General features: G+C 32.6%; 13 protein-coding genes and 1 pseudogene. All 14 read right to left on the bottom strand.

The window, feature by feature from the left end; all coding sequences use genetic code 11:
• Positions 1-707 precede the first annotated feature (707 nt).
• Positions 708-1,001, bottom strand: a pseudogene (locus C8270_RS07650) (sugar phosphate nucleotidyltransferase); the annotation flags it as partial.
• Positions 1,002-1,010: 9 nt separating this feature from the next.
• Positions 1,011-2,141, bottom strand: a complete 1,131-nt coding sequence (locus tag C8270_RS07645) for a glycosyltransferase family 4 protein (RefSeq protein WP_106496260.1) — start codon at positions 2,139-2,141, stop codon at positions 1,011-1,013.
• Positions 2,142-2,286: 145 nt separating this feature from the next.
• Positions 2,287-3,744 carry a murein biosynthesis integral membrane protein MurJ gene (gene murJ, locus C8270_RS07640; RefSeq protein ID WP_106496259.1) on the bottom strand — a complete coding sequence of 486 codons (1,458 nt, stop codon included), beginning with the start codon at positions 3,742-3,744 and terminating at the stop codon, positions 2,287-2,289.
• A complete protein-coding gene (locus C8270_RS07635) occupies positions 3,737-4,891 on the bottom strand; it encodes a glycosyltransferase family 4 protein (protein ID WP_158701650.1) in 1,155 nt (384 codons plus the stop codon). Before C8270_RS07635 ends, murJ begins: the two co-directional genes overlap by 8 nt.
• Before the next feature lies 1 nt (position 4,892).
• Positions 4,893-6,074, bottom strand: coding sequence for a glycosyltransferase (locus C8270_RS07630; protein WP_106496257.1), 1,182 nt, complete (start codon positions 6,072-6,074; stop codon positions 4,893-4,895).
• 3 nt (positions 6,075-6,077) lie between these two features.
• A complete protein-coding gene (locus C8270_RS07625; protein ID WP_158701649.1) occupies positions 6,078-7,220 on the bottom strand; it encodes a glycosyltransferase family 4 protein in 1,143 nt (380 codons plus the stop codon).
• A 50-nt stretch (positions 7,221-7,270) separates the two neighbouring features.
• On the bottom strand, positions 7,271-8,416 hold the full coding sequence (locus C8270_RS07620) for a glycosyltransferase (RefSeq protein ID WP_158701648.1): 1,146 nt from the start codon (positions 8,414-8,416) through the stop codon (positions 7,271-7,273).
• Between the two features lie 14 nt (positions 8,417-8,430).
• Complete coding sequence (locus C8270_RS07615) at positions 8,431-9,432, bottom strand: O-antigen ligase family protein (protein ID WP_158701647.1); 1,002 nt, start codon at positions 9,430-9,432, stop codon at positions 8,431-8,433.
• Between the two features lie 600 nt (positions 9,433-10,032).
• Entirely contained in the window at positions 10,033-10,164 is a 132-nt protein-coding gene (locus C8270_RS20635) for a hypothetical protein (RefSeq protein ID WP_267894833.1), read from the bottom strand.
• A 52-nt stretch (positions 10,165-10,216) separates the two neighbouring features.
• Entirely contained in the window at positions 10,217-10,852 is a 636-nt protein-coding gene (locus C8270_RS07610) for a sugar transferase (RefSeq protein ID WP_442785825.1), read from the bottom strand.
• A 94-nt stretch (positions 10,853-10,946) separates the two neighbouring features.
• Positions 10,947-12,278, bottom strand: a complete 1,332-nt coding sequence (locus C8270_RS07605; protein WP_106496253.1) for a UDP-glucose dehydrogenase family protein — start codon at positions 12,276-12,278, stop codon at positions 10,947-10,949.
• Between the two features lie 24 nt (positions 12,279-12,302).
• On the bottom strand, positions 12,303-13,181 hold the full coding sequence (gene galU, locus C8270_RS07600) for a UTP--glucose-1-phosphate uridylyltransferase GalU (RefSeq protein ID WP_106496252.1): 879 nt from the start codon (positions 13,179-13,181) through the stop codon (positions 12,303-12,305).
• Between the two features lie 421 nt (positions 13,182-13,602).
• Positions 13,603-14,262 carry a response regulator transcription factor gene (locus C8270_RS07595; RefSeq protein WP_106496251.1) on the bottom strand — a complete coding sequence of 220 codons (660 nt, stop codon included), beginning with the start codon at positions 14,260-14,262 and terminating at the stop codon, positions 13,603-13,605.
• A 215-nt stretch (positions 14,263-14,477) separates the two neighbouring features.
• Entirely contained in the window at positions 14,478-15,245 is a 768-nt protein-coding gene (locus tag C8270_RS07590) for a tyrosine-protein phosphatase (RefSeq protein WP_106498480.1), read from the bottom strand.
• Positions 15,246-15,252: the final 7 nt, after the last annotated feature.

Genomic DNA, 15,252 nt, shown 5'->3' with positions numbered 1-15,252 from the left:
ATTCTCATATCACCCGGGGGAATGTAATGATGCCTTTCGGTGGATTAATTTTTGAAGGATTTTTCAAATTAATAAATACATGAATGTACTATTTCACTCACTAAGTGGCTTGTCCAATACAGGAATCCTTAGTGAAAATCAATCACATATCTTTATATAGTAAGGAAAATTAACTATTTTAAAAAGATAGTTCACAGTGCCAAAATACCTATTCGCATCACCATTATACACGATTTGTACAGCAATATAAACAGGATATTCATTTTACGAAATTTAACATGTATCAACATGCAACAAATTTCAGGTAAACTTGGTGTTAAAAAAAGTAATTCAGTTTAGACGTAGGTCTTTCCCGTGAAATTTTAAAATCATCACGATACTTTTATCATAACATCACCCCAATTCATTGCAACGTAAGATCAAATAAACCCCACCCGTAATCAGATGGGGTGTATTTGATCTTACGGACCTAATTAACTGTCGAAAAAATTAGGTGTTGACCACACACAATCCTTCGACCCCATACCCATTATTTTCTATACCTTTTATTTTTGGCTAAAAAGAAGAATGTTAGTTTACGCCATATTGGGATCAACCGAGGCTATGGAAGGTTTGGCCCATAGTCATCGATGTCACAAACTAATTCACCATACTTTGTGTACCTTAGCACATTAACGTAGTGGGGGTCTGACACCAATATCATCTCGATAAACCGCTGCAAGTGCTATTACAGGGAAGGTGTCTCTTCTTTCAGGCTCTATTACAATTGGTACGTCATATTTCAATTGATTTTTTATCATATCCGCTTGTGAGTAACTTGTTGCTATAATAGATTTATCATCAAGATTAGTCTTTTTTAACTGTCTCCATACTCTTTGAACCACGGAAACCTTTTTGCCTTCTTCGTCATTTAGTACTTTTAAGAATTGTTTTGATCTAGCATCATTGGATAAAGGCCAAAGACGTTTTCCTGATCCACCTGATAATAAGACTAATCTCATAGTTAACCCTCACTTACTGTTATATTTGTCAAACCTGCTTTCCACGAAGGTTTTTAATTCATTCCTAAACCTCTCTGGTGAAAATCTAATTGCATTTTCCCTGCAATCCATCAAAGATATCATAGATTGGTTTTCTTCAAATTTGTTAACCGCCTTTATAATTGCATCCGATGTTTGTTCATGAAAAAACACTCCTGTAGGTTTATTATTTTCATTTAAACCGCTTACTGTTTCCCTGGAACCACCTTTTCCAAACGCTATAACTGGGGTTCCACAGGCTTGCGCTTCAACAGGAGTAATTCCAAAATCTTCTTCAGCTGCAAAAACAAAGGCCTTGGCACGTTGCATATGATCCTTAAGTACTTTAAAAGACTGATACCCAAGTAATGTTACATTAGAACTCGCCTTACTCATTATTTTTTTGAAATCCGGCCCATCGCCGATCACAACCAATTCTTTATCCGGCATCCTCGAAAATGCATCTACGATAATATCAATTTTTTTATATGGTACCATCCTTGATGCAGTAAAATAAAAATTTTCTTTTTGCTCATGTAAAGAAAAGGCAGATACATCTACTGGAGGATATATCGTTTTCGATTTTCGCCGATACACCTTCCAAACTCTTCTACCTATAAAATCAGAATTAGACAAAAAGTAATCCACTCCATTAGAAGTCCTGTAATCCCAATTTCGGATCTTGTGTAAAATAAGCCTTGTAATCGCACCTTTTAAACCTTTACCCATTTTCGATTCTTTTAAATACTGATGTTGTAAATCCCATGCATATCGAATTGGCGAATGTACATATGATATGTGTAGTTGATCTGGACCTGTGATGATGCCCTTTGCAACCGCGTGTGAACTTGATATAATTACATCATATTTCGATACATCTAACTGTTCAATAGCCAATGGCATGAGTGGTAAATAGTTTCTATATTTCTTCCTAGCAAATGGTAGCTTTTGTATAAAGGATGTATTAACTTTTTTATTCTTTATAAAACCTCTACTCTTGCTATCTATAAAATCAACAAGGCTAAACAAATCCGCGTCAGGATAAATATTTAATATTTCTTCCAGTACTTTTTCTGCTCCTGCGTATGTAACTAACCAATCATGTACAATAGCTACTTTCATTTTAGTCACTCCACACCTAAATTTTATGATTCATTGGTTTACTATAATTTATTTAACACTTCTAATAATCCTTTTATAAAGCAGAAAAATCAACATTTTACGAATATCAAAGGTACCCCTACGATTCGATAAATGGGTTCTATGGCTAATATTTCTTTTTTATTTTAATAAGTAGTTGTCGAAAAACAAATTTGAATTTCACACAAACAATAACGTAGTAAATTAAAAAACCTAAGATGAATATTATCAAATTGTCAAAGGTAATATAGGATAAATATAAAAATATACTACTTACAATTCCGACCACAAAATATTTATACACATTTTTAAAAACACCTAAACCAAAAATCATTAAAAGTAAATAAGTAGCATAAAACAAACTTGTTGAAAAACCTATACCAAACAATCCTAATTTATTAATTAGTAAAACATTGCTAACAATACTTATTACAAAACTTATAAGTAAATATCCAATTAACTTTTTACTATTTAGACTAGCATTATAAATTTTCTGTAAAACTAAAGAACCTGACATTGCCCACAAACCAAGTATATATCCCTTAAAACCAATTTGAGTTAATTCAAGAGAAGTTTGGTCAAACTCTCCCCTTAAATACAGCAATTTCATTAATATCTCAGAAAACGGAAGTAACATTATTCCAATTGGTAATAGAATTAATGCCAAAACCTTACTTAATTGGATGGTTACTTGACCATGTTCATTTAATTTTGAACCGGAAAAATAATTAAGTGCTATGGTTGCAATTGGTACACCAATCATAAAATGTGGAGATTCCACAGCAAATTTGGCATAATCTAAAGCAGCTATAGCACCTTCTCCAATTGCCGAAGCAAAATATCTTTCCAGAACAAATAACCCCTGAAATATTAAAACTACTAAAATTAGATACTTATATTCCTTGAAAAAATTACCTAATAAAATTCTACCTTCATTTATTTTTATAATAGGTTTTAAGGAGTCCCTATACATAATCAATGAAAATATAACGATAATAATATATGCAAACGAAAAGCCCCATCCAATTAAAGAAGGCATAAATAGAAAAGAACTAATGATCATAAACAAAATAAAGGATAAGTTTTGTACTATCGGTCTAGCGGATAGCAAATAAAAGTTATCATCTGCTTGTAATTTCCATATAAACAATATAGATAATGTATAAAATATTGTGCATAACGTCATTGGTATAAAAATTACCTTAGAATACTCTAATACTTCATTGGAAACATCTGAGACAAAAAGTAATATTATATCCTCAGTATATAACAAAGCTATAACTGTGAAAATCAAAGAAAAAAACACAAATATAATAAGAATTAAACTATATAATGATTGGGCCGATTCTTTATCATTTTGTTTCAAATATTTTCTATACTGTGGAATAAATGAACTTGAACTTGCTTCGCTCGAGAGCATACTTAAAGGCACTAGAAATACGTGTTGAGCAATCCTTATGGCATCAGCAACTGAAGATGTTCCAAATAAAAAAGCAATCAATAACTCTCTTACTAGTCCCAAAGCTTTACTAATAAAATTACCTATAAAAAGGATTAGGAAAGAAATCCAATTTTTCTTATTCAACTTTCATTCTCTCCCATGTTTTTAATAACGTTTCTTCATATTGAGCACATACCTTATTCCAATCATATTCTTCAGCAAGTTTTCTTCCATTCTGCCCCATTCTATAGATCCCTTGGGAATCATCGACTACATGAAGTAACTGTTCTGTCAACTCCGAAGCATTACTTGGATCATTCAATAATAATCCTTCTTTCTGATGAGTAATCAATTCAGCTGCTCCGGCTATTTTACTAGTAATTACAGGCGTACCACAAGCTAATGATTCCAAAATAACTAAACCAAAAGCTTCATAATAAGTTGGAAATACAAATAAATCAGCAGCAGAATAATAATAGTCAGTATTATTTCTTTTACCTAAAAACATCACATGATTTTTAAGACCTTTGCTTTCAATAATCGACTTTATACGACTATTGGCATCGCTCCCCACTACTAACAGTTTTATATCATCTCTTTTGATTGTATCTAAAGCCTTTATAATTGTTCCAAACCCTTTTCTTTCTAATTCCCAGCCTATAAACAACAATATTTTATCATTATCATTCAACCCTAATTCACGTATTAATTTATGTCTGTTATAAGTTTTATTTTCCGTTATAAATTGCCTGCAATTAACCCCGTTATAAATGACCTTTATGTTATCAGACTTAATATTATACTTTTTTAAAACTTGATCTTTTACTACATTTGAAATAGCAACTACAAATTTTGCCTTACGATAATTTATATTTTCTACAATTAAATTAATTGAATGCATTGGATTCAAAAACCATAGTTTACTTTTTATGCCTTTTTGATGTTTAATCTTGTAATTTATCCAGCCACTGTGAAAGCTATGCTCTACAAGAATATCATGTACTAAAGTCGTGCCGCAGCCATTTGAGACAATCAAATCAAACTTTGACCTATTCTTAATTAGATATAGCGTTGAATAAATAATAAATAAAAGAAAATCCATTATCAAATTTTTCTTAGGTTTATTTACTTTGTGCATTGTTATTTTCTTTACAATATCTAGTGATTCATCCCAATAGTTTGTTACCACGTGAACATTATGTTTTTTTACCAGAAATTCAGCTAATTCTACAGAATGCTTTGAAATACCACCATTATTATGAAAAGACCTTACTACAATCGCAATATCCATGTTAAATCTCCAATTCTGACACTTTTTCATTAACTATTCTTAACATTTTATTAATTCTTGACTCCCAATCATGCTTTTTAGCCTCTTGAATCCTTTTTTGAATGATCGTTTCATCTTTTTCATTTATAGCTTTTTGAATTGCTTCAGAGAAGGATAAACTATCATGACCAACATAACATAAATCATAATAATCCTTTAATGCATCAAGAGGAGTCATAACCACTGGTTTCCCGGCGGCAAGGTACTCAAAAAATTTCATGGGGAACATATTCTTTGTATACTCATTTAAATTGTTTGGTAACAGACAAACATCAAATTCTTTTAGATATCTCGGTAACATTCTATAGTCTTTTGGACCTAAAAAGAAAACATTTTTGATGTTTGTAAGCTTTTCAATATTAGTACTAGGCTCTCCTTCACCTATTTGACCTATAAAAATGAAATTTAATTCAGGATTCATTTTAGCTACAGACTCTATTAGATCAAAATTGAGTTTATAACTACTGATTGCACCAATGAATCCTACTATAGGACCAGAAATATTCTTAAATTCTTTTGGTCTTTCAAAATTGTCTGTGATGGCTTTATTAAAATGGGCAAAGTCTGCTACATTAGGACTATAATAGGTATGTTTATTAAACCTTCTTTTTAAATTATAAAGATTTAGTGAGGTGGCATATACTAAGTCAACTTTTTCTAGTAGTGTAGATTCTTCACTTTTTAAAGTTTGAATTGGCATACCTGGTTGTTCAGCCAATTCATCAACACAATGGTATACTGACAATTTTTCATTTAATTTTCCAATTAATGATTGTGTTAATGGGTTGTAAACCCATAAAATAATATTGTTGAATTTCAATTTTTTAGAATATCTTTTCAGAAATAGTTCTAATAACTTAAAATTTAATTTTCTTACAAACACGTTTCCATGTAATGGCAAAACTACAGGCGACCAAATCCAAAGATTATTTTGTTTTTTCTTAAATCCTTGCGTGAACTTCTTGAGCTTCGAGAATATTCTTTTTACATCCCTTTTATTAACAGAAGGACGTCTAAGTCCTATTGAATCCACATATAAAACTCTATGACCTCTATCAGCGAGTCTTTTAGCAATATGCTGCTTATTTGTCCAAAATGGATTATTCCAATCCGCTGTTGATATTATTATAAAGTCATATTTCATATTTTATTCACCTTTGTTATGTCGTTTTAAGTTTTTAAACGCTTGTATATACCTTACAGCCCATTTACTTACAGAATATTTATCTATTATCATATTCTTTCCTGATTCAATATCTAGATTTAAATTATCTTTTTTTATATATTTTATAACTTTTTCTGATGAATACATTACATCATTAGGCCTAATTGTTACTAATGGAAAATTCTCATTACTCTTTACAAATTCTGAAACAAAGCAAATTATTGAACTTGACATTGCTTCCAATAAAGTTAGTGTAAGACCAACTTCCTGTCTTAATGTGGAAAATAACATATAGTTTGAACAACTATAATATTTATTTAACTCGTCTCTCTGAATTTCTCCCAAAAACAAAACATTGTCCTGTAATCCTAGTTGAGATACTTGATTTTCGAGGTTGTTTTTCTCGGGACCATCACCAATAACAAGAAAATAGGAATTATTAAAGTTTTTTCTGATTTCATTAAATATATCTATCGATTGCTTTACTCCTTTTTCAGCGTGTAATCTAGATGTCGAAATATACACTTCCGCTTCCAAAGGAATATTTAGGTGATGCCTTACATTCTTATAGCTGTTTTCATCATATCTAAATTTATCTGTATCAATTGCATTGTTAATTAAGATAACCTTATTATTTAGTTTAATAAATGAGTCCAAATAATCTTTATATACTTTCTCACCTACTGTAATAACAAGATCATACTTGGGAATAGATAATAAATCTAAAATATAGCCATACACATTTTTCAAGCTGCTTAATTTCTTTTTCCATCCCAATTGCAGTTTTGTTTTGAATTCTCCTAAAGACGTTCCGTGGGCTTGAAATACGAAAGGGATATTATAGTTGACCTTTTTCTTTACCAAAGAGTTTGCGGCAGCACTCACACTAAAAACTAAATCGAAATTGATGTCACTATTTAACTGTTCAAAATAAGGAATAACCCGATTCCACCACGACCTGGAATATGACATTGGCTTAGTATTAGGTATTGAAAAAATTTCGTACCCGTTTTTTTTAAGATGAATTAAATCTTTTTGACCTTCTGAGAATGACGTTGTTATAAATGCAATATTGTGTCCCATGGCACTTAATTGTTCCGCAAGTTCATTTGCTACATGTTCCATTCCACCATATACCTTGTGGAATATTGTTGATCTGGATACCATGCATATATTCATTTTTCAACAGTCTCCTTATAAATCTGTTCCAACATCTTACTCTGAGTATTTATATTAAAATTTTTTTCCATATTCTCACGCCCATGAGAACCTAATTCTTCTCTTAATTTTTTATTTTCAATTAAGATACCAATTCCTTCAGTAAGTTGTTTTACATCCTTTTCTCTTACCAAATATCCCGTTTGATTATGAATGATACCATCTTTAATTCCACCGCTATCAGATGCTACAACTGGTAATCCCGTTGCAGCCGCCTCTAATTGAACCATTCCTAAACCTTCCTGATCACCATCACCCGCGGTTATGCTTGGAAAGCAAAAAATATCTGCATTTAACATCTCATTGATGACTTCAATATGTTTTAAGGCACCTTTAAATACGATTTTTGATTTTGATTTAAGATCATCAGTAAATTGCATTAATTTTTCTTTTAAGGGTCCATCTCCAACTAATATTAACTTTATATTTTTATGCTTTTGATATAGCTCCTCAAAAGCTTTCAATAAATAAATGGTCCCCTTTTTTTCAGTTAACCTCCCAACAGCTAATATTGTTACCTCCCTATTATTCCTAACTTTCTTATAGGGAATTTTATCAACATCTATACCAATATGATGGAGTACTATTTTTTCTTTTGGAAATCCTGCTTTTTCTAGTTTTTCTTTAATATAATTAGAAACTGCAATAAATACGTCTCCCTCTTTTTTTAATTTCTCAAAATAAATATTATAAATCATCCAGGATAAAGGGAATAACGTGAACTTAGGCAACCTTGTTATGTCGTACCCGTGAAATGTTGTAATTAATGGAACATTATTTTTTTTCGCGAGTTTAAGTGCATAAACCGCATCTACACCAAAATGTGCATGTATTAAATGAATATTGTTACTAACAATACTATCTTCTAGCGCCTTTGACTTTCTAGTAAGAGTAAATAATATTTTTTTAAAACTTTGTGCACATAAAAGCTTTTTACTATCTGTTAAAGATAAAATACTTAAATTATCAAAATTGAAGTATTCTGCATTTGCAATTTCTCTTGTAATGACTTTCACATTAGTATTTGTAAAATGGCTAATTTGATCATATATAAATAATTCCGACGGTGGCAGAAAAGTATTTCTGTATAATCCTATATTCAATTCAATACTCCTAACTATTGAGAAGATGATTTTTGTTTATTTGAAGGCCCTCTGCTACTGAATATCAAACCCACTAATAGAAAATATAATAATGATATTCTTAAGTTATTCAAGAAATAATTATCAAAGGAACCTTGAATTAACACGATAATAGTGCTAGCAAATACTATTATGTTAATATATTGTTTTCTGATTCCACGATAAGATTCTTTTAGAATATAAATGAATAATAATAAAATAGCGAATAGACCTAACAAGCCACTTTGTAACCAAATTATTAGAAAAATATTATGGGCAGGCATGTTATGAAATTGCTCCCACCCACCAAAACCCAAACCTAAAATATAATTATCAACTATTATTGGTATTGAACTCCATAGGCTCATTCTTGGGTCGTTTTCTATTGTATTAACAGAAAGCCTATCCAAGATATTGGAAAAATCACCCAACATTAAAACCCAAATAATCCCTATGACAAAAATTGGTATTCCAAATATAAAACAACTTAAGGTTTTTAAATTTCTCTTTGAGAATATTAAAAACACAATCACTGACGAAAGAACCAAAGATAATATTCCCGCTCTGGAGTTAGTTGTTAGCATTGCACTTAAATGAAGTAAGCTTATAAATAAATAAATTTTGTTTTTATTTGCTAAATATATACTTAATCCAATCCAATAAAGTATATTAAAAAATACTGCTGCAACATTAGTATTTACGAAAACTGTACCAGCCTTTGTAGGATCAAGTATATTATTAGGACTCCCTTCAAACAAGCCGTTTACAGTTCCTGGATGCATTAACCATCCGGCAATTTCACTCTTTAAAAAAATTATCTCTGATTCAGGGTAAAGAAAAAATATTATATTAATTATTGATATCGGAATTGTTATTATTGCTATTCCTTTTAAAATAATATCAATATATTCATACCTTATATTTTTCAAACCAAGTCCCACAATGATAGCTAATAAACCAACAAAAACATAAAATATATAGGTCAAACCGAATTCCATATTAATAGAGTATAAGAGACTCAAACATAAGGTTAAAATGTAAAAAATATATAAGTGTAAGATTTTATTATTGAAAATTGTACTATCCCTATAAATATAATATATTGCAAAAACCAAATACATTAAAACAGCCAATGTTACTGATTCACCAGCAGGATAAATCTGTAGTATTATCATTGATGAAAACATAAAATAAAAAATCTTTTTATTAGAGATACTTATGAAACAAACTAATAATAAAAATAATACTATAAGCAAAGAATGATAAATACTCACACTAACAACAGTAGCTAATGTACAAGCTAGCAATATAGTAGTATATAATTTTTGTTTATTAAATATCAAGCTGAATCTCATCTTTTAGCCTCTTTGTAAAATAATCTAAAAAAGTATCTTTGGAACTAAATAAAATAAAAACTGTTTTAAATATTAATTTGAAATCTTACTCAATTCAATCCTCGAGAACACTCAACCATTGTCTCTCACAATTCGTACATTGATCCACCTCATTAAGTAACAGTGATCTTGATCCAACCAAGCTCGAAACATTAGGTGATTGCGGTAATATTCATCATTAAGTTTTTCGAAAAATTTTATTACCTATGGATCATATTTCATTTTAAAAACTGGTTCAGTAGATTTATTCTGTGCCAACATAGTTGCTTCCAACTTTTCTACAAGGATATCATCGTCCAAAATTAATACATTAAATTCTTTTTTCAGTATCTCCAAATTTGGATTTTTGAATTTATTCCCATGTCAAAAACCGCCATTTTTATGTATCCTAGTAAGCACCTTTTTTTAAAAAAACCACTATCACTGTTATAATTAGGATTTTCATGTCAAGATACAATGATTGATTGTATACATAATATAATTCTAAATCCACTCTCTCCGGATACCCAACATTACTCCGACCACTGACCTGCCAATAACCAGTAACTCCAGGCTTCACCGAAAGAAAATCATCTCTTTTATACTTATACTCCCTTAATTCTTCCTCAACAATCGGTCTTGGCCCGACCAAGCTCATATCACCTTTTAACACATTAATTAGCTGAGGAAGCTCATCCAAACTAGTTTTTCTTAAAAATCTACCTAGCTTCGTTATCCTAGGATCCTCATCTTGCTCAAGCTTATAATTATTTTTAAGATACTTTTGATACAATACTTTGTTACTCTTTAGTTTTTCATCTGCATTAGTAACCATAGACCTAAACTTATAAATACAAAATAGATCTCCGTTTTTTCCATACCTTTGCTGTTTAAAGTATAAAGGGCCTTTAGAATCACCAAATAAATACATAATACTAATAATGGCAAAAATAGGTGAAGTTATGATTATCCCTAAAAAAGCAACAACAATATCCATACAACGCTTTACGATTAAGTACACATTTGAAACATTAACCTTCTTTATTTCCTGTTTAGTTGTCGATAAATAAGCCGAAGTAGAATTCAATTCTGAACCATTTTTACTCACTTAAATACTCACCTACTTTCATAAAATGAATTCAACTATTAAATAGCATATCCTTTTTTATTGAAGGTACAAACGGTCTTCCAACCGAATAATATTCAACACGATAATCTTTCATTGTATCCAAGGCAAAACAATTCCGACCATCAATAACCAATGGATAGTTCATCGTATCAAACAAATTCAAATCGATATTTTTAATTTCATCCCATTCCGTAAGAATCAATGCAGCATCGGCACCCTTGATAGCTTCTTCCACATTTTCTGCATACTGGACTTCAGAATTTAGAATTTGTTTAGCATTATCCATCGCAATTGGATCATAAGCAATCACTTCTGCACCGTGTTTCACTAATTCTTCTGTTATAACAATAGAAGCTGCTTCCCTCATATCATCTGTATCTGGTTTGAAAGCAAGTCCTAAAACAGCAACTTTTTTACTTTTTAATGAATCAAATCTATTGTTCAACTTATCTATTAATAGTCCTTGTTGCTTTTTATTCACATTGACTACACCTTTTAATAATTCAAAGTCATAATCAACATTACCGGCAATTTTAATAAGTGCTTTTGTATCTTTAGGGAAGCAAGACCCACCATAACCAATTCCGGCGTTTAAGAATTTGTTACCGATTCGTTTATCTAAGCCCATACCTTCTGCAACATCTTCCACGTTGGCATCTACTAGCTCACAAATGTTTGAGATTTCGTTAATAAAGCTAATTTTTGTTGCAAGAAATGCATTGGCCGCATATTTAATCATTTCTGCACTTCTAATATCTGTCCGATAGATTGCGACTCCAAAGGCTTTATTAACCTCTTCTAATAGATTTGAAGCTTTTTCACTATCCGAACCGATCACAATGCGGTCGCCATGGAAGGAGTCATGAATAGCGGATCCCTCTTTTAGGAATTCTGGGTTTGATACCATGTCTACTTTGACATCATGAACTAGATTCGTATTAATGATTTGTTTCAGTTTATGATTCGTACCAACAGGGACCGTGCTCTTTGTAACTACAACCGTATCCTGTTTTACATGTTCCGCAATGTTTTTGGCAACTTGTTCGACAAAGTTTAGATTGGCTGAACCATCTTCATTTTCCGGTGTACCGACTGCAATGTAGATGACTTCTGCATGTTCAAATCCTTCACGATGGTTTGTTGTGAAGAATAAACGGTTTTTCCCTATATTCTTGGTCATTAATTCGCTTAAGCCAGGTTCATAGATTGGGGAAATTCCATTCTGCATCTTTTCAACTTTTGCTTCATCAATATCAATGCATGTCACATGATGGCCAATTTCAGACAGGCTAACACCAGTGACTAGGCCTACATAACCAGTACCAACAACAGCGATATTCATTTTCTTACCTCCATATATTAACCCTTATATATACGTTTTTTCAGTCAGAAGTTCTTTAAGCATAGCCTCTACTTCTTGTCCAAACGCTTTATCTTGCAATGCCATCTCAATCGTTGTCCGAATAAACCCTAACTTCTCCCCAACATCATACCGCTTACCCTCAAAGTCATAAGCATACACACTCTGAATACCATTCAACTTCTGAATTGCATCGGTCAATTGAATCTCCCCGCCAGCACCAGTTTCTTGCTTGTCCAGAAAATCGAAAATCTCAGGCGTTAAGATGTAACGACCCATAATTGCTAGATTAGAAGGAGCAGTTCCTTGTTCCGGTTTTTCAACAAAGTTACTTACTTGATAACGTCTGCCTTCAATTGTACTAGGATCAATAATACCATAACGATGTGTTTCTTCATGAGGTACTTTTTGCACACCGATAACGGATGATTGTGTCGCATCAAACTGTTCGATTAATTGTTGTAAACAAGGTTTTTCTGCCTGGACAATGTCATCACCTAATAGTACGGCAAATGGTTCATCCCCAATAAACTTCCGTGCACACCATACAGCATGTCCTAATCCCATTGGTTCTTTTTGTCGTATGTAATGGATTTCCACTTTCGACGACTGTCTAACTTTTTCTAGTAATTCAAACTTGCCTTTCTTTACTAGATTGTCTTCTAATTCGAAGTTAATATCAAAATGATCCTCTATCGCACGCTTCCCTTTACCTGTCACAATAATAATATCTTCTATGCCTGACTCAACGGCTTCTTCGACAATATATTCAATCGTCGGTCGATCAACAATTGGTAACATTTCTTTCGGCATTGCCTTTGTTGCCGGTAAGAATCGTGTACCCAGACCTGCCGCTGGGATGATTGCTTTTTTTACTTTTTGCAAGTAATCCCCTCCCTAAGTTTGATTATTGTATGAATAATATATAAGTATATAGTTCTGAATCCTTAACGTTTACTATAAATAAAATAGCAATGGATGATTACTATAAATTTATGTAATAACCATGCATCACTATTTTATTAACTTAGGTATTCACAAACCAATATATTTCGACAATCATGACGTCTGTATTTCTTTGATTTATCGCAAAATACCATAATTAATTATATACTTGATTACTATCTTTCATCTAGTAAAAGATATTTCATTTCCAGACATAATTTGGCTACACATCCACTTACTTACTAGCAGCTCGAATATAAATGAACAACATTTCAATCATACTAAAGCACTAGTCATTTTTATAGTGACTCAGCTAGGAAAAAGTCATAATTTGTATGTTCCTGAAGGATATAGTCTACGGTTAATTCTTTAGTAGTTCTTTTAAATAACCCCGTGCCTGTTCGCGATTGTGAATATTAATTTTGTTATAGATTTCACTAATATAGTTTTTAATTGTCCCTTCACCAAGGTACAGTTGCTTCGCGATTTGCTTATTGGAATTGTCCTTCATGAATAGATAGGCGATATCCAGTTCTCGATTTGTTAGGTAAATGTTTCGGTTTTCTAGTTTCTTTGCGAGGATTTGCTTTTTACTTAACGTTAATTGCCGGATCCGTTGCGCTAGTATTCTGGCTACGTCTCCCGAGAAAACGACTTGTCCTCGATATGCGTCACGAATCGCCTGATGGAGGTTATCCGCATAGATTTCTTTGACTAAGAACCCGTCCGCTCCTACTGTAATTCCCCGGATAATGAGCTCTTCCTCGGCAGTTGCAGTCAGTAGCACAACTTTCACCATGGGATAGGATTCTTTAATTTTTGCTGTAGTCTTAATGCCATCCAAATCCGGCATATGGATATCCATCAATACAACATCAGGTTGCATATCAGCAGTTTTTTGGAGTGCTTCTTCACCATTCTCCGCGATCCCGATAACATCCATGTCATTTTCTGTGCGAATTAACGCTTGAACGCCTTCTCGGAACAATCGCTGATCATCAACTACCAAAACGTTTATCACTGGTCCTACCCCCATTAAACAAGAGCTGCATCGCATCAACACAGCTAGTAAAAATCCACATAACAATATGAACGTACCATACCCGTTTTACAACGTTTTTAATCCATTAAGGATACAGTATGGTTAAGGTTATAAAGGTGGAAAATGCGATATAACATGCTGAACTTCGGGATCTATGTGCGCGATATAAGCATTTTCCTCCATCATTCTTCAAGTTAAAACAGCCCAAGAAACTTCTTCTTTTTAACCGGTTCAGGTTCATTTTTGATAACATTTTGATTATCTACTAACAGCTGGCAATTTTCCATGAATGTGTAAAACGCCTCGTTTCCGTGCTGATCGCGTAATTCTTGATACGCTTCTTTCATCGTGAAGCCTCTCGTTGTCGTATTGTGCGCGTCAGATGCGATGAAATGAGTTAGATTTGCTTCAACAAGTTGATGGGAGAATTTTTGAATGTTTTTCCCAAACTTTCCGGCTAAACTAGCAGCTGTAACCTGTGTCAGTGCACCTGTCCGCACAAATTCATAGAGTATCGATGGGTGCTCAGATATCGCCCGGTTTCGCTCAGGGTGAACGATTACTGGTGTATACCCAGCTACCTGGATGTCAAACAACATCTGTTTCGCATACCGTGGCACGGAACCAGACGGGAACTCAACAAACAAATATTTCGTGTCCCCATTCAATGGAACGAGTACATCGGTTTTGATTTCCTCAATCATGTCCCCATTTATCCGCGTTTCTTGCCCAGGAAGGATTGTTAACGGAATATCCTCCTCTTGCAACTGCTCATTTAAATCCGCTACATAGGTGATAATATCGGCTTTTCGGTTATTATATTTTCCATTTTGATGGTGCGGCGTTGCAATAATTGTATGGATCCCCTGTTGCACAGCCGCTTGAGCCATTGCCAAGCTTTCTGCCGTTGTTTTTGCGCCATCATCGATTCCGGGTAAAATATGACAATGTATGTCGATCAACATAACC

This window comes from Lentibacillus sp. Marseille-P4043 (assembly GCF_900258515.1).
In the GTDB taxonomy this organism is placed as follows: Bacteria; Bacillota; Bacilli; order Bacillales; family Amphibacillaceae; genus Lentibacillus_C.
Note: the sequence above shows the minus strand (reverse complement) of the source record. Positions and strands in the feature narration are given on the sequence as shown.

Bases quoted from the DNA above. Each gene is read 5' to 3' on its own strand.
- C8270_RS07605 (WP_106496253.1), bottom strand. From the start codon at position 12,278: ATGAATATCGCTGTTGTTGGTACTGGTTATGTAGGCCTAGTCACTGGT.
- C8270_RS07630 (WP_106496257.1), bottom strand. From the start codon at position 6,074: ATGAAATATGACTTTATAATAATATCAACAGCGGATTGGAATAATCCA.
- C8270_RS07645 (WP_106496260.1), bottom strand. From the start codon at position 2,141: ATGAAAGTAGCTATTGTACATGATTGGTTAGTTACATACGCAGGAGCA.
- C8270_RS07635 (WP_158701650.1), bottom strand. From the start codon at position 4,891: ATGGATATTGCGATTGTAGTAAGGTCTTTTCATAATAATGGTGGTATT.
- C8270_RS07615 (WP_158701647.1), bottom strand. From the start codon at position 9,432: ATGGAATTCGGTTTGACCTATATATTTTATGTTTTTGTTGGTTTATTA.
- C8270_RS07625 (WP_158701649.1), bottom strand. From the start codon at position 7,220: ATGGAACATGTAGCAAATGAACTTGCGGAACAATTAAGTGCCATGGGA.